The sequence below is a fragment of the Coprococcus sp. AF19-8AC genome, from assembly GCF_003603115.1.
GTDB classification, from domain to species: domain Bacteria; phylum Bacillota; class Clostridia; order Lachnospirales; family Lachnospiraceae; genus Coprococcus; species Coprococcus aceti.
The window spans coordinates 319696-343344 of record NZ_QTMI01000003.1; the positions used below are offsets into that span (position 1 = coordinate 319696).

The 23649-nt window shown below is 45.5% G+C and carries 21 protein-coding genes; 20 read left to right on the top strand and 1 reads right to left on the bottom strand.

All coding sequences use genetic code 11. The features are described from left to right. Positions 1-96: 96 nt before the first annotated feature. From DWX57_RS09590 to feoB, 8 genes are all read left to right on the top strand, one after another. A complete protein-coding gene (locus DWX57_RS09590; protein WP_118649900.1) occupies positions 97-1074 on the top strand; it encodes a TAXI family TRAP transporter solute-binding subunit in 978 nt (325 codons plus the stop codon). A gap of 124 nt (positions 1075-1198) precedes the next feature. Beyond that, a complete protein-coding gene (gltS, locus tag DWX57_RS09595; protein ID WP_055273905.1) occupies positions 1199-2386 on the top strand; it encodes a sodium/glutamate symporter in 1188 nt (395 codons plus the stop codon). Positions 2387-2401: 15 nt separating this feature from the next. Beyond that, positions 2402-2596: a hypothetical protein gene (locus tag DWX57_RS09600; RefSeq protein WP_004851427.1), complete on the top strand. Its 195-nt coding sequence runs from the start codon at positions 2402-2404 to the stop codon at positions 2594-2596. A 127-nt stretch (positions 2597-2723) separates the two neighbouring features. Beyond that, positions 2724-3674 (top strand): arginase, encoded by a 951-nt coding sequence (locus DWX57_RS09605; RefSeq protein WP_117551137.1) that lies wholly within the window; start codon positions 2724-2726, stop codon positions 3672-3674. 99 nt (positions 3675-3773) lie between these two features. Next, positions 3774-4448 (top strand): DNA alkylation repair protein, encoded by a 675-nt coding sequence (locus DWX57_RS09610; RefSeq protein ID WP_120123906.1) that lies wholly within the window; start codon positions 3774-3776, stop codon positions 4446-4448. Positions 4449-4483: 35 nt separating this feature from the next. Next, positions 4484-5110: a methylated-DNA--[protein]-cysteine S-methyltransferase gene (locus DWX57_RS09615; RefSeq protein ID WP_119998738.1), complete on the top strand. Its 627-nt coding sequence runs from the start codon at positions 4484-4486 to the stop codon at positions 5108-5110. Positions 5111-5143: 33 nt separating this feature from the next. Continuing rightward, the gene (locus tag DWX57_RS09620) at positions 5144-6559 is read left to right on the top strand and encodes an MATE family efflux transporter (RefSeq protein WP_120123908.1); all 1416 of its coding nucleotides are present in this window, start codon (positions 5144-5146) and stop codon (positions 6557-6559) included. A gap of 160 nt (positions 6560-6719) precedes the next feature. Continuing rightward, complete coding sequence (gene feoB, locus DWX57_RS09625) at positions 6720-9056, top strand: ferrous iron transport protein B (RefSeq protein WP_120123910.1); 2337 nt, start codon at positions 6720-6722, stop codon at positions 9054-9056. Positions 9057-9117: 61 nt separating this feature from the next. Here feoB and DWX57_RS09630 read toward each other — a convergent pair whose 3' ends face one another. Continuing rightward, on the bottom strand, positions 9118-10422 hold the full coding sequence (locus DWX57_RS09630) for an MATE family efflux transporter (RefSeq protein ID WP_118758153.1): 1305 nt from the start codon (positions 10420-10422) through the stop codon (positions 9118-9120). Positions 10423-10596: 174 nt separating this feature from the next. On the opposite strand from DWX57_RS09630, the gene DWX57_RS09635 reads away from it, so the two are divergent. The 12 genes from DWX57_RS09635 (at position 10597) to DWX57_RS09685 (ending at position 23631) form a co-directional block, all read left to right on the top strand. Continuing rightward, positions 10597-11475, top strand: a complete 879-nt coding sequence (locus DWX57_RS09635; RefSeq protein ID WP_015534040.1) for an AraC family transcriptional regulator — start codon at positions 10597-10599, stop codon at positions 11473-11475. Positions 11476-11576: 101 nt separating this feature from the next. Further along, positions 11577-13082, top strand: a complete 1506-nt coding sequence (locus DWX57_RS09640) for an AAA family ATPase (RefSeq protein WP_015534039.1) — start codon at positions 11577-11579, stop codon at positions 13080-13082. Next, complete coding sequence (locus DWX57_RS09645; protein ID WP_015534038.1) at positions 13066-13833, top strand: hypothetical protein; 768 nt, start codon at positions 13066-13068, stop codon at positions 13831-13833. The genes DWX57_RS09640 and DWX57_RS09645 overlap by 17 nt, the downstream gene beginning before the upstream one ends. Positions 13834-13872: 39 nt before the next feature. Continuing rightward, positions 13873-14007 (top strand): hypothetical protein, encoded by a 135-nt coding sequence (locus DWX57_RS14550; protein ID WP_015534037.1) that lies wholly within the window; start codon positions 13873-13875, stop codon positions 14005-14007. Between the two features lie 94 nt (positions 14008-14101). Beyond that, positions 14102-15505 carry a Trk system potassium transporter TrkA gene (gene trkA, locus DWX57_RS09650; RefSeq protein ID WP_055147099.1) on the top strand — a complete coding sequence of 468 codons (1404 nt, stop codon included), beginning with the start codon at positions 14102-14104 and terminating at the stop codon, positions 15503-15505. Positions 15506-15528: 23 nt separating this feature from the next. Further along, positions 15529-17028: a TrkH family potassium uptake protein gene (locus DWX57_RS09655; RefSeq protein ID WP_015534036.1), complete on the top strand. Its 1500-nt coding sequence runs from the start codon at positions 15529-15531 to the stop codon at positions 17026-17028. Positions 17029-17283: 255 nt separating this feature from the next. Then, positions 17284-17994: a response regulator transcription factor gene (locus tag DWX57_RS09660; protein ID WP_015534035.1), complete on the top strand. Its 711-nt coding sequence runs from the start codon at positions 17284-17286 to the stop codon at positions 17992-17994. Position 17995: 1 nt separating this feature from the next. Then, positions 17996-19531 (top strand): HAMP domain-containing sensor histidine kinase, encoded by a 1536-nt coding sequence (locus tag DWX57_RS09665; protein ID WP_120123912.1) that lies wholly within the window; start codon positions 17996-17998, stop codon positions 19529-19531. Between the two features lie 106 nt (positions 19532-19637). After that, on the top strand, positions 19638-20627 hold the full coding sequence (locus DWX57_RS09670; protein WP_120123916.1) for a 2-hydroxyacid dehydrogenase: 990 nt from the start codon (positions 19638-19640) through the stop codon (positions 20625-20627). 41 nt (positions 20628-20668) lie between these two features. Next, positions 20669-21469 carry a tetratricopeptide repeat protein gene (locus tag DWX57_RS09675; protein WP_015534032.1) on the top strand — a complete coding sequence of 267 codons (801 nt, stop codon included), beginning with the start codon at positions 20669-20671 and terminating at the stop codon, positions 21467-21469. Positions 21470-21543: 74 nt separating this feature from the next. Next, positions 21544-22503 carry an AAA family ATPase gene (locus tag DWX57_RS09680; protein WP_120123918.1) on the top strand — a complete coding sequence of 320 codons (960 nt, stop codon included), beginning with the start codon at positions 21544-21546 and terminating at the stop codon, positions 22501-22503. A gap of 36 nt (positions 22504-22539) precedes the next feature. Continuing rightward, a complete protein-coding gene (locus DWX57_RS09685; RefSeq protein ID WP_055224555.1) occupies positions 22540-23631 on the top strand; it encodes a DUF58 domain-containing protein in 1092 nt (363 codons plus the stop codon). The last annotated feature ends 18 nt before the right edge of the window (positions 23632-23649 follow it).

The window sequence follows — 23649 nt, forward strand, 5'->3', positions numbered from 1 at the left end:
TAAGCCCTTTATTTCGTGTTATACGGGATTGTTGTATGGTGGTGGTAATAGCGAAGAGAAAGATCTTTCGCCAAGTCACGTAAGGAGGAAAATGAAATGAAACTGAAAAAGATAAAGAGGATGGTTGCAGTGGGAACAGCCATTCTGATGACACTTTCCCTTGCCGGGTGTGGCATCGGCAGTGATTCCGTGAAGCTGGGAGCCGCGGGAGTTGGCGGCGGATACTATGCGTTCTCCAACGCATTTGCGCAGATAGCATCCTCGGAGGATGAGGATCTTGATTTTGAGGTAAAGGCTACTGCAGGCTCCACGGCGAATATCAGGCTTCTGTCCGACGGATATGTGGATATGGCGATAGCCCAGGCGGATCTGGTGGATGCGGCCTACAACGGAACAGGCGCCACGGACAAGAAGAGGTACAGAGGGTACTCGGCAGTTGCCAGCCTGTACACTGAGGCGTGTCAGATCGTGGTGAGATCTGACTCGGGAATAGACAGCTTGGATGATCTTCAGGGCAAGAAGATTTCTGTGGGTGAGGAGGAGTCCGGTACCCAGAGAAATGCAGAGCAGATACTTAAGATGACCGGCCTTGTGGAATCCCTTGTGGACACGGTTAATCTCGATTATGTGGATGCGGCAAATGAACTCAAATCAGGACAGATAGATGCATTCTTTTGTACAGCAGGTATACAGACCTCGGTGATCGAGGAGCTGTCTAAGGAATGTGACGTAAAGCTCATCGGAATAGATGACAAATGCAGGGACAGACTAAAATCCGTGTACGGCTTCTATACGGATTACACCATACCAGCGGGAACCTACGAGGGACAGACTCAGGATGTTGTGACACTCGGTGTCAGAGCAGTGCTCCTCGCCAGGGATGATATGGATGAGAAGATAGTGGAGGAGCTCACAGGACTTCTCTTTGAACATGCGCAGGATATCCAGTATTCAATAGCACTCACCTTCCAGATAGATGAGAGTGAGGCTGTGAAGAACGTGACCATTCCATTTCATGATGGTGCGAAAGCTTATTATCAGAAAAAAGGAATAGAGATCCCGGCTGAACAGTAGTTGTCAGCTGCTGATAATAAATATACTGAATGCGGAAAAGAATATATGCAGATGATATTGGGTAAAATGGTATCTGATCACGGATGTCTGCATGTGTATATAATATAGATAAGAGAGGTCTTACATGGAGATACAGATAGATATGTATCAGACACTGGCGGTGTCAGTTCTGGTACTTATATTGGGACAGTTTTTGAAGAAAAGAATTAATTTCCTGGAGAAATTCTGCATACCGGCGCCGGTCATAGGAGGTCTGCTTTTCGCAGTCCTGACCTGTGTGTGTTACAGTCTTGGCATAGCAGAATTTACATTTGACGATACGCTGAGAGAGGTGTGCATGGTATTCTTCTTCACATCCGTTGGATTCCAGGCGAATCTCAAGGTTTTAAAGAGCGGAGGAAAGTCGTTGTTCATATTCCTTGGACTGGTTGTGGTGCTTATAGTGTCCCAGAATTTTCTGGCGCTCGGGGTGAGTAAGCTGCTGCATCTTGATCCGCTTGTTGGACTCTGCACGGGATCTATACCTATGGTAGGTGGTCATGGAACTGCAGGAGCGTTTGGCCCGGTGCTGGAGGATTTTGATGTCAAGGGGGCAACAACTATATGCACGGCTGCGGCAACATTTGGACTTATCGCAGGAAGTCTTATAGGTGGACCTATTGGCAAGAGACTCATAGACAGGAAGAAGCTTCTGGACACTGCAGTTGCCGAGGACGACAGTATACTGGTTGAGGATGAGAAGAAACATGAGCGCCATACCAATATGTATGCGGCAGCTGTGTTCCAGCTCATCATAGCCGTAGGAATAGGAACCATCATATCGGAACTTCTCACAAAGACAGGACTTACATTTCCTATATATATAGGTGCGATGATCGCGGCTGCGGTCATCAGAAATATCGGAGAGTATTCCGGTAAGTTTGATATATACATGGGTGAGATCAACAACCTTGGTGGTATCTGCCTGTCACTGTTCCTTGGAATGGCGATGATCACACTGAAGCTGTGGCAGCTTGCAGAACTTGCACTTCCGCTGATCATACTGCTCTCGGCGCAGCTCATACTCATGATGCTATTCACATATTTTGTTGTGTTCAACGTGATGGGCAGGGATTACGATGCGGCGGTTCTGTCCGCCGGAACATGCGGATTCGGTATGGGAGCAACGCCAAATGCCATGGCGAACATGCAGGCTATATGCGACCGCTATGTTCCTTCGGTCAAGGCATATCTGATAATACCGCTTATAGGAAGTTTATTTGCTGACTTCCTGAACAGCCTGGTAATTACATTTTTCATAAACATACTTTAGGGGGTATAACCAACTATGAGAGAAAAAAATAAAGAACAGCATAAAAAGCATCACAGATTCAACATGTCATTTGACAATCTGGCTATTCCTGAGGTGAACACAAAGAGCCATGATGACAATGAGGATAATGTGGGTGAGGATGACTCGTCTGTGACATATGACACGGTGGCAATCCCGGAGATCCACATAAGGAAAAAGAAAGACAAATAGTGATTAAAATCGTCCGGTTGTGTTAGAATACAGTCGGGCGATTTTTATATTAAGATTATTTTATTATTGACAGGTTAATCGATATTGCTGCGAAATTGACTTGTTATTGTATATATGGGGGTTGTATATGGGTGACAGCAAGGTGAAAAATGAGAATATGATTTTGGATTTTACTCACGTATATCGTGATGAGGATATAAAAGATATAGATAGATTCAGATACATAGATTGCTCTGATATACAAGAGACAGATATGTATTGTTCAAAAAATGCGTATGAAAAAATATGGGGCAGGATAGAGCCGTACGGAATCCAGGGTATACATTATATAGATTCGGGAAATTATCATTATATAACGAAGATTATAACAGATCATATAACCGAACCGTTTGGGCTGGTTATGTATGATCATCATACAGACATGCAGATACCTATGGTTCCAGAAATGATGAGCTGCGGAGACTGGGCGGGACAGACTCTTATACAGAATGAAAATCTAAGACAGCTGGTGGTTGTAGGTCCGCCGGAGTCAGATATAGAGCAGACTTTGGAAAGTTATAAAGGTTCCAAGGGGAGACAAGAAAATGTGGGAAGCTATAAATGTGGGTATAATGTACAAGAAGCTGAGTACGATGATTCGTATGATATTTCCCGGGATATCTCAAGCGGAAGACTGTTGATATTTTCTGCCAAAGACCTGCATGGTGGACTGCCTGAGGATAAGCTGAACCATATCAGAACAGATCTGCCTTTGTACATATCTATAGACAAAGACGTCCTCGGAACAGAATACACGGAGACAAACTGGAGTCAGGGGGATATGTCAATCGGTGGACTTGAACACCTGCTCGGTGTCTTTCTTGGCGGTCAGGGTGAAGAAAAAAATACAGACGCTTGTCGTAATGATGAAAGATATGCCGGTGGTATAAGACATTCAAGAATATTGGGTGTTGATGTATGCGGAGAGGTTCAGACAGATATTTCAGTGCCTGAATATCTTGAGGCGGAGGAGAAGAATGAGAAGGTCAATATCGAACTGTTTCGGTTTATATCGGAGCATGTGAAGAAATTCAGATAGTATTAGATATAATAGTTGTATACAATTATGAGTTAGAATAGAAAAATGTAGAAAATGGAAAACTAACAACGAGAAAATTAGAAAGCGTAAGGTGAAAATATGGAGGAGATTCAAAAGCATCTGTTTGAACTTCAGGATATAAAGTACAGAGATTTTCACAGCAGGCTTATGCCTGACACCGACAAGGAGACTGTCATAGGCATAAGAGTTCCAGTGCTCAGAAAGTATGCGAAGAGTATAGCTGGAACAGAACTGTCAGAAAAGTTTATAAAAGAACTTCCACACCGTTATTACGAGGAAAATAATCTCCACATGATGCTCATAACCAGGATAAAGGATTATGACAGATGTATCTCGGAGATAGAAAGATTTCTTCCATATATAGATAACTGGGCGACATGTGATTTTCCTGCGCCGAAGTGTTTTGAAAAGCACAAGGAAGAACTGCTACCGGTCATCAAGTGCTGGATTGCCTCAAGCGAGACCTATACTATAAGGTACGGAATAGGAATGCTCATGAGACTTTATCTTGACGAGGATTTTGAGCCTGAGTATGTGAAGCTTGTGGCGGGAGTTGAGTCTGATGAGTATTATGTCAACATGATGATAGCGTGGTACATGGCTACAGCCCTGGCAAAGCAGTGGGATGCGGTCGTTCCGTACATAGAAGAACACCGCATGTCCGACTGGGTTCACCGAAAGACGATACAGAAGGCAGTGGAGAGTTACCGTATAACGGATGAGCAGAAGAGATATCTTAAGGGATACAGATAATTACATAATCGCAACACAGGAAAGGAAAAATACACATGACAACAAGAGAGGAAGTTCTGGCATATGGTCTCTCATTTCCGGACACTTACCAGGAGGCTCCATTTCACGATCAGAACTGGCAGCTTGTGAGAGTCAAGGGAAGTAAGAAAGCATTTCTATGGACTTATGAGAGGAATGGATATATCAATCTGAACGTTAAAGCTGATTCAGAGTCGCTGGATTTCTGGAGGCAGGCATTTGAATCAGTTATACCTGGATGGCACCAGAACAAGGAGCACTGGAATACGATCATACTTGATGGAAGTGTGCCCGATGATGCGGTGAAGCAGATGATAGCAGATAGCTATGACATAGTAACCTACAGTCCGACAAAGAGGATCTACGATGCGGTGAAGAAGATTCCGAAGGGATGTGTTGCAACATACGGCCAGGTTGCGGAGATGGCAGGTGACAGGAAGATGGCGAGAGCCGTGGGCAATGCACTTCATAAGAATCCTGATCCTGAGAATATACCGTGTTACCGCGTGGTGAATTCCAAGGGTGAGCTTGCGGGAGCATTTGCGTTCGGTGGAGCAAATGTCCAGGCGGACCGCCTGAGGGCAGACGGCATAGAGGTTGAAAATGACCGGGTAGACCTGAAGAAATATGGAATGAAAAACTGAGTCGCAATACAGACAGAAAGGCAATACAGAATCATGACATCTGATAACACAAAGACAAATGAAAATCAGAACAATCCCCTTGGATATGAGAATGAGGCACATCTGCTCACAACCTTTGCCATACCGTGTATCATATCCATGCTGGTGACAGCACTTTATAATATAGTTGACCAGATATTTATAGGACACGGAGTGGGAATGCTTGGAAATGCTGCGACAAATATAGCATTTCCTCTTTCAACGGCATGTACTGCGATATCGCTTCTTCTTGGCATAGGAAGTGCGACCAGCTTTTCTTTGAAGCTTGGTGCCGGAAATGAGAAGAAGTCGGCTGAGGCAGCAGGAAATGGAATCTGTCTCATGGCGATATTTGGCGTGGCACTTTTCCTTGTGACGACAATATTCCTGACACCTATGCTAAAGGCATTCGGCGCAACTGACAAGGTTCTGCCATTTGCACAGGAGTACACAAGGATAACAGCGATAGGTTTCCCATTCCTGATAGCGAATACCGGAATGAGCAAGCTGATCATGGCTGATGGAAGTCCGAGGTATTCAATGATATCCATGCTGACAGGTGCCATCATCAACACTATACTTGATCCGATACTTATATTCGGGCTCGATATGGGTATGCGCGGTGCGGCGCTGGCAACTATCACAGGACAGATCATATCATTTGCCATAAGCCTCAGATATATGTTCCATTTCAAGACAATACATCTTACCAGGGAAAGTTTTGTTATGCGAGGAGAGCCCTGCGGCAATATATTCAGATTCGGTGCGTCGGCGTGTTTCAATCAGATAGCCATGGCGATAGTCCAGGTTGTCATGAACAATACTCTCTCAAGATACGGAGCACAGTCGGTGTATGGAGGCGACATACCACTTGCGTGTTCAGGAATAATAAGCAAGGTAAACATGATATTCATGGCAATCGTTATAGGAATATCACAGGGAACCCAGCCGATCATAGGCTTCAACTATGGCGCAGGAAAGTACAGGAGGGTGAGAAAGACTTATCTTCTGGCACTGGCAGCAGCATCAGCTCTGTCAATTGTTGCATTTGTGGCATTCCAGTTTTTCCCAAGACAGATCATCAGCGCATTTGGAGAGGGAAGCGAGCTGTACTTCCAGTTTTCAGAGAGATACTTCAGGATATATATGTTTCTTACCATCGTAAATGGAATCCAGCCGGTGACATCAAACTTCTTCAACTCTATAGGAAAGGCGAAACTTGGTGTGTTCATGTCACTCACAAGACAGATACTATTTCTGCTTCCTCTCATCATCATATTCCCTATATTCATGGGGATCGATGGTGTCATGTATGCGGGACCGATAGCGGACGGAATAACTGCGATTGTCTGCGGTGTGTTTACGGTGAGGGAACTTAAGGAACTGACTTCTATAGACAGAGATGCACATGAAAAAGCCGTGAAAATATAGACGATAATCAGGATCTATATATTGCGCATACAACGCATCGTGCTATAATTGAGAAAAAATATCAATAGACATAAATAGACGGCATTCGACAGACGATTTTGTGGTACTGAAAGACTGCGTGGATGAATCTGGACGAATGATGAAAGAAGGATAATCAATTATGACACTGAGAGATTTGAAGGTAGGACAGAGTGCCAGAATAAAGGCAGTTGGCGGTGAAGGAGAGCTAAGACAGCATTTTCTTGACATGGGTGTTATCCCCGGTGCGGAGCTCACCCTTGTGAAGCTTGCTCCTATGGGCGATCCTATGGAGTTTCAGATCCATGGATATGAACTTACACTCAGACTGGCAGATGCAGAGCAGATAGATGCAGAGCAGATAGAGACAAGATCCAGAGCTCACACTAGGGTTGAGACAATAGAGGAGAAGGAACATCCGGGACTTGGCGAGGAAGGAAAATATCACGTCAAAGGGGACGGCGATCCGCTTCCGGAAGGAACAAGACTTACATTTGCCCTGGTTGGAAACCAGAACTGTGGAAAGACGACACTGTTCAATCAGCTCACCGGATCAAATCAGCATATAGGCAATTTCCCCGGAGTAACTGTCGACAGAAAGGATGGTCCGATAAGGGGCAGGGAAAATACTTCCGTGACAGATCTTCCCGGAATATATTCGATGTCTCCTTATAGCAGCGAGGAGATCGTGTCCAGAAACTTCGTGCTTGACGATCACCCAAAGGCTATCATCAATATAGTAGACGCTACTAATATAGAGCGAAATATGTATCTCACGATGCAGCTTCTCGAGATGGAGATACCGGTTGTCGTTGCACTCAACATGATGGATGAGGTCACAGGCAATTCAGGCTCCATAGATGTAAATGGGATGGAGGCCATGCTTGGAACCCCGGTTGTGCCTATATCTGCGGCAAAAAACGAGGGTGTGGATGAGCTTGTAAGACACGCCATACATATAGCCAAGTATCAGGAAAAGCCTGGAAGACAGGACTTCTGTGATGAGAATGAGTTTGGCGGAGCTGTTCACAGATGTATACATGCGGTGGCGCATCTTATAGAGGATCATGTAAAGGCAGCAGATCTGCCACTTAGATTCGCTGCGACCAAGATCATAGAGGGAGATCATCTCATACTTGAAAGGCTTGGACTTGATGAGAACGAGAAAGAGACGATAGAACATCTTATAATCCAGATGGAAAAAGAGCGAGGACTTGACAGAAGTGCAGCCATAGCTGATATGAGATTTAATTTCATAGAAAAGGTATGTGAAAACTGTGTAGTCAAGCCAAAGGAGAGCAAGGAGAGGATCAGAAGCGAAAAGATAGATCGCATTCTTACGGGTAAGTATACCGCAATCCCATGCTTTATAGGTATCATGCTGGCGGTGTTCTATCTGACATTTAACGTGATCGGAGCTGGACTTCAGAAACTTTTAGAGATGGGGATAGATGCACTCACGGTTCAGGTGGGAAAGCTTCTCACCGCAGCAAATGTAAATGTGGTCGTCAAGAGCCTTGTTATGGATGGAATATTTGCGGGTGTCGGAAGTGTGCTCAGTTTTCTTCCAATCATAGTGACTCTGTTCTTTTTCCTGTCGCTCATGGAAGACAGCGGATACATCGCCAGAGTTGCATTTGTCATGGATAAGCTGCTAAGGAAGATCGGACTTTCCGGCAAGAGCATAGTTCCGATGCTGATAGGCTTTGGCTGTACGGTTCCGGCTGTCATGGCAACCAGGACACTCCCGAGTGAGAGAGACCGAAAGATGACTATTCTGCTCACTCCATACATGAGCTGTTCGGCGAAGCTTCCTATATATGCGTTCTTTGTAAGCGCATTCTTCCCTGGAAAGGGCGGCCTTATTATGGCAGGGCTTTATTTCCTTGGAATTGCGATAGGAATAATTGTGGCTATGGTTTATCGGAGCACATTGTTTAAGGGCAATGCGGTTCCTTTTGTCATGGAGCTTCCAAATTACAGACTTCCGGGTGCGAAGAACGTAGGCCAGCTCCTGTGGGAGAAGGCAAAGGACTTTCTTCAGAAGGCGTTCACAGTTATATTTCTTGCAACTATATGTATCTGGTTCCTTCAGAGCTTTGATATGCACCTCAATATGGTGAAAGACTCGCAGGACAGCATACTTGCTGCGATAGCCGGACTTTTGGTGCCGATATTTAAGCCTCTTGGACTTGGCGACTGGAGAATATGTACGTCGCTCATAAGTGGTATCATGGCGAAGGAGAGTGTGGTATCCACACTTGAGATATTGTTTAACGGATCAGTGACCGCAGCTATCACAACCAGGGCTGCAGCATCGCTGCTCGTATTCAGCCTGCTTTACTCGCCTTGTATAGCAGCCATCGCCTCCATCAAGAGAGAGATGGGACATCGCTGGGCTGTCATGGTAGTGATCTGGCAGTGCGTTGTGGCGTGGCTTGCAGCATTTGTGGTGCATATGATAGGGGGAATACTGTGATAAATGCCTGGCGTATGTCTGGTCTGATACATTCTGGAATATGTCTGGTACTAGGGTATTATCACACCAGTTTCTTCTCCGTCCACTTTCCGCTTCGCCAGCGCAGGACCATACCAACTGCGCGTACACATTCGTCACAGGTAAGGCCTATGTAGGCGCCGGTTGCAAGGAGCCCAAGGTGCAGGCCGAACATCCATGTACCGCCGACAGCACACACGTACATAAAGACAGCTGCTATGACGGCCGGGAATACCGCATCTCCGCTGGTCTTTAAGGCCTGGCCGTAGACAAGGTTTGTAACTCTGCCAACCTCGAGGATGATGTCAATAGCAAGGAGCCTTGTGACAATATGTACCATGTCCGGGTTGTCGGTGAACAGTTTCATGGCCCATGGGGCTGTGACTGCAAATAAAGTTTCAAGACAGGTCGCCACGATCACACCGATGATGGCGGCCTTTTTGGTATCTCTTTTACATGCATCTATATCGCCGGAACCGATATGCCATCCTGTCATGATGGCATTTGCCTGGGCGAGCGCTGAGCCGACGCAGTAGGAGAAGTTGCTTATCTGGGTTGCGTAGGATCGTGCCGTGACATTTATTCCGTCAGTATCCATCTGGTTCAGGAACTTGACCACCAGCATCATGGCGACATTGTACAGAACGGATTCGAATGCAGATGGCAGTCCGACTCTGATGATCTGTGAAAGGACAGTTCTGTTAGAAAGCCTTTCGGGATTTTTTCCTGCTTTTACAAGGGTGCAGGAGAAAAAGATAACAATTGCAAGGTTGATAACCTTGGATATGACTGTCGCTGTAGCGACACCCTGCACCCCTTTATGCAGCGCAAAGAGAAATACTGCATTTAAGGCGAAGTTTACAAGGTTGCCGATTATGGTAGCGATGAGAGGCTGCTTTGTATGTCCAAATGCCCTGAGGTAGCTTGCAAATATTGGAATCAGCGCATTCAGGAAGCACCCTCCGCCAACGATCTCAAGATAGCTCATGGCAGGTTCCCTGAGGTTTCCGGCTATTCCTATCAGATCAAGAATATTTCCGGAGAAAATGAACAGGAATATAGACATTCCCATACCTATGACTGAGTTGAATATAAGACCAAGCTGGCGTGCCTGATAAGCAATCCCAGGTCTGCCTGCGCCGATATTCTGAGTCATGACCGTCATCATGCCGGATGATATGATGGAGAACATGATGATGAACATTCCGATATAACTGTTGGCGGTTCCGACAGCACCCACGGCATAGTCCCCAACTGATGATAGCATGAGTGTGTCAACCATACCGGACAACATATAGAAAAGTGTTTCAAAACATATAGGTATAAAAAGTGCAGATAATTTCTTCATATAACCGTTGCTCCTTTGCAGACTAGTGCCAAATTATATATTGTAACTAAATTGTATAATATCGCATTTCTACAGGCTGAATCTTGTACTATATCAATCAAAAGTTGCACATATTCCACATATGGGGTAGTATGACAACGTAGTATGAGACAAATGTGGAGGCAGGAGATTAAGATGTACGCAGAATTAAAGGAAAATCATCCACACGGGACAAGAGAATATCCATTTTGTGAGTATCATATGAGATACTGGCCACATGCATTCCAGATCCCGGTTCATTGGCATGATGAGGTGGAGATAATATATGTAAGGAAAGGTCCACTTATGGTTGAGATTGATGGACAGAAATTTATAGGGGATGACGGAGCTGTATATATAGTAAGTCCGGGAGTGCTGCATATGATGGCCGCCCCGGAAACACCAGTGGATTATTTTACATTTCTGTTTCCGATGGAATTCATATCATTTCAGACCAAGGATGAATTGGAGGATGAGATATTTTTTCCTCTTAGGAATCACACACGGGAATTCAGACCTGAAGTGACGAATCGGAATCTGCTTGAAAAACTTATACCTATTCTTGATGAGTTGTCAGAGGAAAATGGGAAATTTGGAACACACAGACAGATACAGGTGAGAATCAGACTGTTGCAGGTTGTAGATCTTTTAGTGGAATACGATCAGCTTGAAGCGAAGACAGGGAGAGCGTCAGGTGGACTGGAAAAGGAGATACTTATATATATACAGGATAATTATCATGAGCACATAAGTCTTGCTGAGCTTTCTGAACATTTTCATCTGTCGGAAAAGTACATGTCAAGATTCTTCAGTGAGAGATTTCACATGACGCTCACACAGTATGTGAACTATGTTAGACTTAAGTATGCAAGGCATCTTCTCGAGTCCACAGATCTGTCGGTTACCGAGATTGCCATGAAATCAGGTTACCCAAATGTAAGTTATTTTATCAGGAAATTTTCTGCGGCGGTGGGAGAACCACCGTTAAGATATAGAAATGGTAAAGCTGTGAAAGATCAAAAAAATAGAATATAAAATTCGAAAAACTTGATGGCTGTTGACGGAAATTGGAGATAACAATATAATGGTAATACAGTTTTATGACGTTATATTAAGAGCATCTGAGGAGACCGTGAATGAGAATCAGACAATTTAGAGAAGACCACTGGGATAGGCTTCCCACGATAAGACTGCAGAAAGCGGTGCTTGACAACTTCAAGAGTGTGGAGCATGGAGAGATAGTATTTGCCTGTGGAAAGAAGTTTGTTCCGTATGGAACAGAATCAGATATATTGGGACTTTATGGACAGAACGGCTCGGGTAAGACGAGTTTTATAGAGGCGCTTGCCATACTGAAGCTTCTGATGATTGGAGCTGAGGTTCCGGCGGTGTATGCAGAATGTGTGGCAAAGGGTCAGGAGATGGCCAGACTGGAGTTTACATTTGACCTTCAGTACGAGGACGGACGCATCCGAAAGGTTGTGTACGAATTCCTCATGTCCGCCGTGGAGAATGAGACAAATAACGGATTCAGACAGTACGGAGGAGAGGATCAGAACAGTGGCCAGCCGAGCTACAGAGTCCGCATATCGGGTGAGAAACTGAGTATGTCAGGTGATTTTGAGGGCAGGAAGATGATACTTCAGCCTGTGATTGACACATGCACTGACGACATGCCGTTCGGGCCTGTATCGAAGCAGAAATATTTCATAACAAATGACAGAAAGTTCGTGGATGAGCTGAATGTGGTGAGAAGACTGGCGCAGGAAAAGTCGGCGTCGTTTATCTTCTCGCTCGGAACTGCAAAGGTGTGCGATGAGTGCGGGTTATACTCTGAGTTTTATCAGGTTATACTGGAGCTGGCGTACTACAGTCAGCTCTATCTTCATGTGGTAGACACGAAATCAACAGGATATATAAGACTCAACTACGGACTTCCGCTATACACACAGAGCGGTAAATTCCTTCTGAAGACGGATGTGCCGAACATCATGCCGGAGATAGTCTTCAGCGAGATAAAGAGCCAGTTTGAGAATATAAACATAGTCCTCAGCCAGATAGTTCCGGGACTTAATGTTGATCTTCACGAGCTGTCGCCTGCCCTCATGAAGGATGGCAGTATGGGACATGTGGTGGAGATAGTGTCCAGCAGAAATGAGACGGACATGAGTGTGTTCCACAATCAGGAGGCTGCGCCTGACGGAAGAGTGCACATGCCATTCAGGTACGAGTCCGACGGTATCCGCAAGATCGTGTCGGTGCTCAGTCTGATAATAGATGCGTACAATGAGCAGTCGTGCACGATAGCCATAGACGAGCTGGATGCCGGTGTGTTTGAGTATCTTCTGGGAGAGGTGCTGCAGACGTTCCAGGAGTCTGGCAAGGGGCAGTTTATATTTACATCGCATAACCTCAGACCGCTGGAGGTCATAAGCAAGGATTATATATATTTCACCACGACAAATCCGAGAAATAGGTATATCCGTATGAAGGGAATCGGAAGCAGCAACAATCTCAGAAATACTTATTTCAGGGAGATCGTGGTTGGAGAACAGGACGAGGAGCTGTATAGGAATACGAAGAGGTTCAAGATTGTATCGGCATTCAGAAAGGCAGGTATGGATCATGGGGAAACGACCTAAGAAGAAGATCTTCCTGTTCCTTGTCGAGGGAGTGTCGGACCGGAATGCTCTTGAGGTGCCATTTGGACAGCTTCTGGAGGATATAGATCCTGATATTGTTCTGGAATTTGCCATGCTCATGCAGGATGACGGAAGCTTTGGCGGTGATATAACCTCAAAGAATGGCATACATCCTGACAACATAGAGCGGTTTATAGATGAGATAATGGTCAGTCCTCTGCTAAAGAGGACGGGCCTGTATCCGAAGGACATTGTGGAGATAATTCATTTTGTGGATATGGATGGGGCGTACATAGATGACAATCTGGTCGTGACTGATGGGGGAAATGAAGACAAGCCGGTATACTACCCGGATATCATTGTGACGGCAAATCCGGATCACGTGAAGGAGCGCAATCTCTGCAAGAGTGCGAATCTGGATGTGCTCACTTCGCTGTCATCAATAAAGATAGGAAGTAAAAAGATAAAATACTCCGTATACTATTTTTCGAGCAACCTGGATCATTTCCTGTATCGGGATGCAAATTCAGATGAGCACGGCAAGGTGCGGAGGGCGGCGGAGTTCTCGATGAAGCATGAGACGTCGGGATCGCTGGAGCGTTTTTTTGAGGAGAATGAGACTGTGACTACAGATATGACTTATGGGGAGTCATGGGATTTCATAAAGAGTGGGGAAAATTCTTTGAAGAGGCACACAAATGTGAATCTGCTCATAAAGAGGCTTAAGGCTATTGCGGAAAATCACATATAAAATAAACTCATAACAATAAAACAGGAGACAGAAAAGGCTATGAAGAAGAACAAAGAAGATGACGGAATCTACAGAAAACCCACCAAAGGTTTCAGCAAGAGAACAAATATGATAGTCGGCATAGCATTTGTCATATTTGTGCTGGTGTGTTGCATAATAAGACTGTTCGTGTAAGGTTTCAGTAAAGAAAAGTGGCAGGTGTTGATTTTTATATTTAGCATGCTATACTTGGCTTAGCTAATTGAAGGTAATCAAGGAGGATAAATCCGTGTTTGGTAGCAGATCAAGCAAGAAGACGGGATTGAAGATCATAATAGTGGGCTGTGGAAAGGTTGGCGTGGCCATACTCAAGCAGCTTGCAAATGAGGGGCATGATATAACTATCATAGACAAGGATCCCCAGAAGGTCGCAACATACGCAAATCAGTATGATGTTATGGGAATAGTTGGAAACGGAGCAAATCACAGCGTGCAGCTTGAAGCGGGAATACAGAACGCAGATTTGATAGCTGCAGTCACGTCGTCGGATGAGCTCAACATCCTGTGCTGTACCATAGCCAAGCAGGTCGGAGACTGCGCGACCATAGCGAGACTCAGAGACCCGGATTACAGCAAGGAGGCAAGCTATCTCAGGGAGAAGCTTGGACTTACCATGATCATAAACCCTGAGCTTGAGACTGCAATCGAGGTGTCGAGGGTACTGTATCTGCCAACGGCTCTTGAGATAAATTCATTTGCACACGGACAGGCGGAGATGACCAGGATAAAGATCCCTGAGAAGAATGTGCTGGACAACAAGAGCATAGCTGATCTCGGTAAGGATCTTGCAAATAAACAGAAGCCGATAAATATACTTATAGCGGCAGTTGAGAGAGCCGGGGAGTTCTATATCCCTTCCGGTGATTTTGTCCTCAAGGCCGGTGACATCATGTCATGTGTGGGAACACGGCCTATGTCCAGAAAATTCATGGAGCATATAGGCTTCAAGACTGCGAGAGTCAAAAACACCATGATAATCGGTGGAGGAAATGTCGCATATTATTTGGCTGGACAGCTCGTGAACATGGGAATATCCGTCAAGATCATAGAGGAGAACAAGAAGCGCTGTGAGGAGCTTTCAGTCCTTCTGCCGAGGGCGATAATCATAAATGGTGATGGAACGGATCAGGAGACTTTGAACGAGGAGGGTCTTGCGGAGACTGAATCATTTGTGTCCCTGACAGGAATCGACGAGGAGAATATACTTTTGACTCTCCACGCCCGCAAACATTCAAATGCCAAGACGATAACCAAGATAAACAGGAGCAATTTCAGAGAGGTCATAAACAGCCTTGATCTGGGAAGTGTTGTATATCCATGCAGTATAACTGCGGAGTCCATAGTCGCATATGTCCGTGCGAAGAAGAATTCCAACAGTAACAGCATAGAGACACTCTACCACATGTTTGACTCAAGAGCTGAGGCGATAGAGTTCCGTGTGGATGAGAAGTCGGAGGTGACGGATATACCGCTGAAGGATCTCAATCTCAAGAAGAACCTCCTCATAGCATTTATAAATCGAAACGGTTCGATCCTGCTTCCAACAGGTCAGGATTCTATACAGGTTGGAGATACGGCCATGATAGTCACCACTGAGACAGGATTTACGGATATAAGAGATATACTTGCTTAAGGCAGTTTGATTAGGAGAAGATTATGAATAATTCCATGATAGTATTTATACTTGGCCAGATCATAAGACTTGAGGGTCTGCTCATGATCATTCCATGCCTGACATCTCTCATATATCAGGAACATGAAATATTTGCGTTCCTTATAGTCATAATATCATGTCTTGTGATAGGAACGCTTATGACACTTAGAAAACCGGCAAATCAGACCATATATCTCAAAGAGGGATGTGTAGCCACGGCATTCAGTTGGATACTGCTCAGTATATTTGGCTGCATGCCATTTGTCATTTCAGGGGAGATCCCTTCATTCACAAATGCACTGTTTGAGACCATATCGGGATTCACCACAACGGGAGCCAGCATACTGAGCGATGTGGAGAGTATGTCACACGGCATGATGCTGTGGAGATGCTTTACTCACTGGATAGGCGGTATGGGAGTTCTGGTGTTCCTGCTTGCCATCATTCCGATGAACAGTGCGTCCGGTTCAAATATGAACCTGATGAAGGCGGAGAGCCCGGGGCCATCCGTTGGAAAGCTTGTTCCAAGACTCAAGCACACTGCCAGGATATTGTATGTTATCTACTTCGGAATGACGGTTCTGGAGGTCATTTTCCTTATGTTTGGACATATGTCATTGTTCGATGCTCTGTGTACGGCATTTGGAACAGCCGGAACAGGCGGTTTTGGAATAAAGAACGACAGCTTTGGAAGCTTCTCACCATATATACAGTGGGTTGTAACTGTGTTCATGATATTGTTTGGTGTGAATTTCAACTTTTATTATTTTGTGCTGTTCAGGAACATCCGAAAGGCACTTTCCATGGAGGAGGTCAGGACATATTTCCTCATCATCCTGACATCGGTGGCGATACTGTTTGTAAGTCTGATGAACACCATGTCAAATATGTGGGATGCCCTGCGACATGCGGCCTTCCAGGTGGCATCGATCATCACCACGACGGGTTATGCATCGGCGGATTTTGACCAGTGGTCACAGACCTGTAAGACGGTGCTGGTCATCCTGATGTTTGTCGGAGCTTGTGCGGGAAGCACCGGTGGCGGTATGAAGGTGTCGAGACTCGTGATAATGTTCAAGACCGTTGTCAAGGAGCTGAGTTCGTATTTCCATCCGAAGAATATCAAGAAGATAAACATGGATGGCAAACCGGTGGAGCACGAGGTAGTCAGGGCGGTAAATGTATACTTCATCACGCTGATGGGAATATTTACCCTGTCTGTATTTCTTGTGTCCCTTGAGGGCAGGGATCTGGTGACCAACTTCACTGCGGTGGCATCGTGTCTCAACAATATAGGACCGGGTCTTTCCGAGGTAGGACCTACCAGAAACTTTGGCGGGCTGACGGGATTTACCAAGTATGTTCTGATGTTTGACATGCTTGCGGGACGACTGGAGCTCTTCCCATTGCTGCTCATATTCAATCCTGGCGTGTACAGGGACATGATCATGGGGGCATGGAGAGGCATAAAGCGAAGAAGACAGGAGAGAAGAGCGAACTGATAAATGTTATCATTACAAATGGCGGGCAGGTTATTGACATATGCTGGCAATTTGGATATACTCAGAAACAGTTAGACACACCTAACTATAGCTCTTCCAATCATTTTATAAAGAAAAGGCGGGGACTTCTCACATAGTGAGGGTTCCCGTTTTTTTATGACTTAAATTTCCTTACAAAGAAGTTTAGAATGGAATAAAGATATGAGTATTTGTTATAATGTACATACATTTGGTGTGGATAAGGAGTAATGCGATATGGAGAACGAAAAAGAATCTGTAAAAGTACTTATAGTGGACGACGAGCAGGACATCAGAACGCTGCTCAATATATATCTCAAGAGACTTGGATACGATGTTGTGGAGGCTGCCGATGGAGTTGAGGCCGTCGAGACCGTGCGTGCGGACAAGGACATCGATCTCATAGTTATGGACATAATGATGCCAAAGCTTTCAGGTACTGAGGCATGCCAGCAGATCAGAGAGTTTTCATCTATCCCAGTCCTCTTCTTGACGGCGAAGACGAAGGAGCCGGATCAGAACGAGGCATACGATGTGGGTGGCGATGATTTCCTGGCAAAGCCATTCACCCAGAGCGAGTTTAACCGCAAGGTGAATGCTCTTATCAGAAGATACAAGGTGTACCGCGGAAAATCAGAGACCGATCCAAAGAATATCTCAGTCGGCAATATAAATATTGACTCATTTAAGAGGATTGTGATCAAGAACGGTGAGGTCATCAAGCTCACCGACAAGGAGTATGCACTTCTGTTCTTCCTGGTGGAACACAGAGGAAAGCCATGGTCACTCGAGGCACTCTACGAGAATATATGGCAGGAGAAGTATCTTCCTTCATCTTCCAATACGGTCATGGTACACATACTCAGACTCAGACAGAAGATAGAGGACAACTCAGCGCAGCCTGAGATCATTAGGACCATATATGGAAAGGGATATCAGGTAGACTGATATGAAGATGCCATTTAAGCGGACACTCAGGGTAAAGCTGTTTGTGATCATACTGCTTGGGCTAATATTGTCCATATCGGCTTTTTTTGCAGGAACATTTGCACTGAACAGCTACATGAAAAATGTATACATGAGTGACACGAATACACAGAAGAGATCCGCCAGACAGATCCAGAGCTTTGCTTCATATGTGACCAGCCATTCCATAAAGGCTACGGATACGCAGGCACTCAGGGCATGGCAGGAGCAGCACGACAATGTGTACATACTGATTTATAACAACAATGATATAGTATTCGACTCTGACTGGATGATAGAGAAGAAGGGCGCATACAAATATGTCATAACGAATTCGGAGACTGGTGAGATAATCATTCTGTTACAGGACAACTATGGAAATATCAGAAAGATCAAGAGGAAGGCATCCTCGAGCAGCGAATCCCAGAAGAAATCCGATGCGGTGACCGCGGATGAGGGAGCTTACTACGGCAATTCCAGCATGCTGCGAGGAGACCTCAATGAATTTGACTACGATTTCTATCCTGTGCTATTCAAGGATGGAGTGTTTGATGTCTGCATAGTTGACTATTCGGATGATACGATCAAGGATGTCGGAGAGATAGCGATATTTGTCATATGCTGTATCCTGTTCATCGGTGTGATAATAGTCTATTTCGGAAGAGAGATAGGCAGAATGAGACGCCTCACAAATGAGGTCATGGATATCAAGGATGTGGATATCAATGGGCCGATAACAATACACGGTCAGGATGAGATCTGTATGCTGGCGGAGAATGTAGACACCATGAGGCAGACCATTATTGAGCAGCTCAGCAGGGAGCGTGAGGCATGGCAGGCGAACAGTGATCTGGTCACAGCCATGGCCCATGATATAAGAACTCCGCTCACAGTCATGGCGGGATATCTGGAGCTCATGCAGAACAAGGAGTATTCATCCCAGGAGGAGCTTGACGAATACATAAGGATAAGTGCTGAGAAGGCGGAGCAGCTCAGGACGATGTCGGACAAGATGTTCAGATACTTCTATGTATATTCAAAGGGCGGTGATGATCTCAACATGGAGATGTTCCCGGCGGGGCCGTTCCTTGACCAGATGCTTGGAGAGTATGTTGTGCTCCTGGGCGAGAATGGATATCAGTTCGACATTGATATCTCGGACAAGGAAGCCGAAATTTACGTTGATCTTCAGGGTATGAAGAGGATAACCGACAATGTATTTACCAACATCAGAAAGTATTCGGACAAATCAAAAAGCATAGATATAAGGGTATATATAGATCGGAGAAAGGTAAGAATTTATTTCAGAAATTATATAAATCCGGAAAGCAGCAAGGCTGAGAGCACACATATAGGTACTTTGACATGTCAGAAGATGGCGGAGGAGATGAATGGATCATTTACGACCTGCAGAAAGGGCAAGGTGTATGAGGCGACACTCATACTGCCTAACATGTTGGATAACAATGACTCACATGTTCCGACTCAGGGACTTACAGCTATACTGTCACGCAAATAATAAACGGAGATCCTCTGTACACAGTTCAGAGAATCTCCGTTTTTGTACATAGAAAAAAGCAATGCTACACATTATACCGATAGAGGAAAAAACAGGAGGAACAGATATGAATATATTATTTTATGATACAAAGCGTTATGACATGGAGTCGTTCGATGCGATGAAAGATCAGTACGACAAGCTGACCATAGATTATGTAGACACAGATCTGTCGGTGAAGACCGCAAGACTTGCAAAGGGGTATGACGCCATATGTGCATTTGTCAGCTCGGATGTGAGTGCACCCGTTGTGAATGCGCTGAGTGATGCGGGCGTGAAGCTTATACTGATGAGATGCGCGGGCTTCAACAACGTGGATATGGATGCGGCAAAAAAATGCGGTATAACTGTGATGAGGGTTCCGGGCTATTCGCCTGAGGCTGTGGCGGAGCATGCGATGGCACTTGCCATGGCGGTGAACAGGAGACTGCACAAGAGCTATATAAAGGTGAGGGAGAACAACTTCAGTCTGGTCGGACTTACAGGCATGAACTTCTACGGCAAGACAGCCGGTATCGTCGGAACCGGTAAGATCGGGGCTGCCATGGCGAGGATATGTCATGGATTTGGAATGGATGTGATCGCTTACGATATGTATAAGAATCCGGACCTTGATTTTGTCAGATATGTGGAGCTCCCTGAGCTTCTGGCGGGATCTGATCTTATATCGCTTCACTGTCCGCTGACCGACGAGACCTACCATATGATAAATGAAGAGACCATTGGTATGATGAAGGATCACGTGATCCTGGTGAATACCTCCAGAGGTGCACTCATCAAGACCGACGATCTCATAGCTGGGATCAGAAGCAGAAAATTCTTCGGAATCGGGCTGGATGTATACGAGGAGGAGACTCCAAATGTATTTGAGAACAGGGAGGATGACATACTGGAGTCCTCGATCACTGCGAGACTGTTGTCATTTCCAAATGTGATAGTGACGTCTCATCAGGGATTCCTTACAGAGGAGGCACTGGAGGCGATAAGCAGGACCACTCTGGACAATGCCATGGATTTCCTTAATGGGTCTGTAAATGAATCGAATATTGTGTTATGATGTGATGACAGGATATTGTGAGAGAAATTGAGGTTGACTATATGAATATAAATGAGGTTTTTAGCGGGCTTGATAAGCTGTTCGCAGAGAACAGACTGCCGGAGGTGGAGAGATACCTTACCCAGGCACTCAGCGATGCTGAATATGAAAAGGATACTGATTCCATGCTTGCGATATACAATGAGCTTATCGGTTTTCACCGCACCACGGGAGAACACGACAAGGCACTGTATTTTTGCAGGCAGGTCATGAGGCTCGCTCATAAGATGGGGATTGAAGATACAGTTCCATATGGAACCGCTCTCATGAATATTGCAAATGAGAACAGGGCTGCAGGTAACCTGTTGGAAGCCCTGTCCTATTGCAGGAAGGTGTATGACATATATTCGGAGCAGCTCGGTCCATATGATATATTGCTGGCGGGTTATTATAACAACGTGGCGCTCATTTATCAGGAGCTTGGCGATTACGACAAGGCTGTTGATGCACTGGAGCATGCGCTCAGCATCATAGAAAGACATGAGAATGCCGGTACGGAGATTGTTGCCACATATGCCAATCTTGGCGAGAGCCTTCTCAGGGCAGGTCGGCTCAAGGAAGCTCAGGACAAGCTGACGGAGGCGGTGCGCAGATATCAGCTCAAGGGTGTCAGAGGATATCACTACAGTGCTGCGCTGTCTGCTGTTGCAGAGGTGTGGTACAGACAGGAGGACTACCAGCAGGCACTCAAATTTTATCAGCTTGCGGCAGAAGAACTCTACAGTGTCTATGGGGACAATGATACATACAGAGTTATAATGAATAATATAGAGACGGTAAAGGCGAAGCTTCAGCAGCAATGATAACAGGGAGGAAGTGGAAGAGCTTCCTCCCTGTTGCGTATGTAGACAGATAATCTGAAGGATGGGAGAACGAGATGAATTATAATGACAAGGTAATGGACGTTATAGATGAGGTGAAGAAGGTCGTCATAGGCAAGGACGTGTGTATTGCCAAGATAATGGCGGCGATAATCGCAGGCGGTAACATTCTCATGGACGATGTACCGGGAGTCGGCAAGACGACGATGGCTCTTGCATTTGCAAATGCAATGGGGCTCCAGAACAAGAGAGTCCAGTTTACACCGGATGTCCTTCCGGGAGATATAACGGGATTTACGATGTACGACAAGGCGACAAATCAGTTTGTGTACAGACCGGGTGCTGTTATGTGCAATCTGTTCCTCGCAGATGAGATAAACAGAACATCTCCAAAGACACAGTCGGCACTTCTCGAGGTTATGGAGGAGGAACATGTGACTGTGGATGGAGTGACATATCAGGTTCCGGATCCATTTATAGTAATTGCCACGGAGAACCCTATCGGCAGTGCCGGAACACAGCTTCTTCCTGATTCCCAGCTCGACAGATTTATGGTGTGCCTTAAGCTGGGATATCCATCCATAGAGAGCGAACTGGATATAGTTAAGGGAAGGACCTCCGCTGATGGCTTTCAGGATGTACAGCCTGTAATAGGTGCATCTGAGCTGCGGCTTATCAGGGAGGAAGTAAAGCATGTCAAGGTCAGCGATGACGTGTATTCTTATATAGGCCAGCTTGTTGTTGGAACCAGAGAGAATCCAAGCCTTGAGCTAGGAGTGAGTCCAAGAGGAACGATAGCCCTCACCAAGATGGCGAAGAGCTGGGCATATATAAGCGGGAGAGATTTTGTCATACCTGAGGATGTGCAGATGGTGTGGACGGACGTCATAAGACACAGGATAGTCTTAAGTGCCAAGGCAAGGGTGAACCACATAACACAGGAGGCTGTGCTCAAGGACATAATGGAGAGGGTGTACAAACCGTCGGTTAGACGAAGAAGTTCGGCGAAAAAGTAGCATGAGATTTGGAAGCGTGTAGTGGTAGGATGTCGTATGAGACGAGGAATATTGTATATTGTCCTGATAGGGGCATGTGTATATATAGGAATAATCAATAAAGAAAAATCATACTTTTTCGCAGCGGTGATCATGACTGCTGTCATGCTGAGTCTTATAGCCGGGCTGATCGTGCGATACATAAGAACCAGTGTTAAGATGCAGATGAATATACCTGTGGTTGAGAAGAACAGTACATTTTGTCCGGAACTTGCGGTATCTGTCACCGGTGGTCAGGTACCCCATGTGGCAGCGGTGTTCAGTGTTCTTGCTCCGGGTATGAAGAAAAAGAAGAAGAGTACATTTGAACAGATAGATGACAGGTATGGAAAGTGCGTGGGAAAGATGAAGCTGGATGTCAGCGGAAGATACGAGATAAAGGCATCGGGCGTCAGGATATATGATGCTTTCCATATTTTCTCAATCAGGAAAAAGGTTGGTGGAACGGCGTACATTTACGTATTGCCTCAGTGCTATCTCGTTCCGGTGGAGGTCACGAAGAACACAAGAGATTTTGTGACGGACAGTGATGTATATTATTCGGATGTGAGAAGCGATGACTCGACCGAGGTGTATCAGGTGAGAGAGTACAGACCTGGAGACAGGATGACCCGTATCCACTGGAAGTTGTCGGCCAGACAGGATGAGATAATGGTCAGGGATACATCAAAGGCATTGTCGTGTCCGGTCATCATCTGTATGGATCTCGATGGAAGAAACTGCCGTCACTATGGACAGGCAATGTCTGTTGCGCTGGAATCCATGGTATCGGTGAGCTTTTCACTGATAGATGTTAAAGTCCCTCACTTTATAGCGTGGTATGATCCGGAGGAGATGTCCATAACGAGATACCGCATAGTCCGTGAGGAGGATGTGTACGATGCCGCTGCAAGGTTGTCGTATGTGGATGCCAGGACAAATGACAGCTACGATGTGATAGGAATGTACAGAGAGAGATACAGAGGTGAGGATTTCACAAGCTTCATCGACATAGACATGAATGGCAATATAGAGTGTGGAGATGAAAGTTTTCAGGTGGGATTTGAAACCATAAAGGAGGATCTTGCAAAATCCTATATCACGGTGTAGATTCTCCAGGCATCATCA

Coding starts and splice junctions, on each gene's coding strand:
- DWX57_RS09590 (WP_118649900.1), top strand. CDS start 97: ATGAAACTGAAAAAGATAAAGAGGATGGTTGCAGTGGGAACAGCCATT.
- gltS (WP_055273905.1), top strand. CDS start 1,199: ATGGAGATACAGATAGATATGTATCAGACACTGGCGGTGTCAGTTCTG.
- DWX57_RS09600 (WP_004851427.1), top strand. CDS start 2,402: ATGAGAGAAAAAAATAAAGAACAGCATAAAAAGCATCACAGATTCAAC.
- DWX57_RS09605 (WP_117551137.1), top strand. CDS start 2,724: ATGGGTGACAGCAAGGTGAAAAATGAGAATATGATTTTGGATTTTACT.
- DWX57_RS09610 (WP_120123906.1), top strand. CDS start 3,774: ATGGAGGAGATTCAAAAGCATCTGTTTGAACTTCAGGATATAAAGTAC.
- DWX57_RS09615 (WP_119998738.1), top strand. CDS start 4,484: ATGACAACAAGAGAGGAAGTTCTGGCATATGGTCTCTCATTTCCGGAC.
- DWX57_RS09620 (WP_120123908.1), top strand. CDS start 5,144: ATGACATCTGATAACACAAAGACAAATGAAAATCAGAACAATCCCCTT.
- feoB (WP_120123910.1), top strand. CDS start 6,720: ATGACACTGAGAGATTTGAAGGTAGGACAGAGTGCCAGAATAAAGGCA.
- DWX57_RS09630 (WP_118758153.1), bottom strand. CDS start 10,422: ATGAAGAAATTATCTGCACTTTTTATACCTATATGTTTTGAAACACTT.
- DWX57_RS09635 (WP_015534040.1), top strand. CDS start 10,597: ATGTACGCAGAATTAAAGGAAAATCATCCACACGGGACAAGAGAATAT.
- DWX57_RS09640 (WP_015534039.1), top strand. CDS start 11,577: ATGAGAATCAGACAATTTAGAGAAGACCACTGGGATAGGCTTCCCACG.
- DWX57_RS09645 (WP_015534038.1), top strand. CDS start 13,066: ATGGGGAAACGACCTAAGAAGAAGATCTTCCTGTTCCTTGTCGAGGGA.
- DWX57_RS14550 (WP_015534037.1), top strand. CDS start 13,873: ATGAAGAAGAACAAAGAAGATGACGGAATCTACAGAAAACCCACCAAA.
- DWX57_RS09655 (WP_015534036.1), top strand. CDS start 15,529: ATGAATAATTCCATGATAGTATTTATACTTGGCCAGATCATAAGACTT.
- DWX57_RS09660 (WP_015534035.1), top strand. CDS start 17,284: ATGGAGAACGAAAAAGAATCTGTAAAAGTACTTATAGTGGACGACGAG.
- DWX57_RS09665 (WP_120123912.1), top strand. CDS start 17,996: ATGAAGATGCCATTTAAGCGGACACTCAGGGTAAAGCTGTTTGTGATC.
- DWX57_RS09670 (WP_120123916.1), top strand. CDS start 19,638: ATGAATATATTATTTTATGATACAAAGCGTTATGACATGGAGTCGTTC.
- DWX57_RS09675 (WP_015534032.1), top strand. CDS start 20,669: ATGAATATAAATGAGGTTTTTAGCGGGCTTGATAAGCTGTTCGCAGAG.
- DWX57_RS09680 (WP_120123918.1), top strand. CDS start 21,544: ATGAATTATAATGACAAGGTAATGGACGTTATAGATGAGGTGAAGAAG.
- DWX57_RS09685 (WP_055224555.1), top strand. CDS start 22,540: ATGAGACGAGGAATATTGTATATTGTCCTGATAGGGGCATGTGTATAT.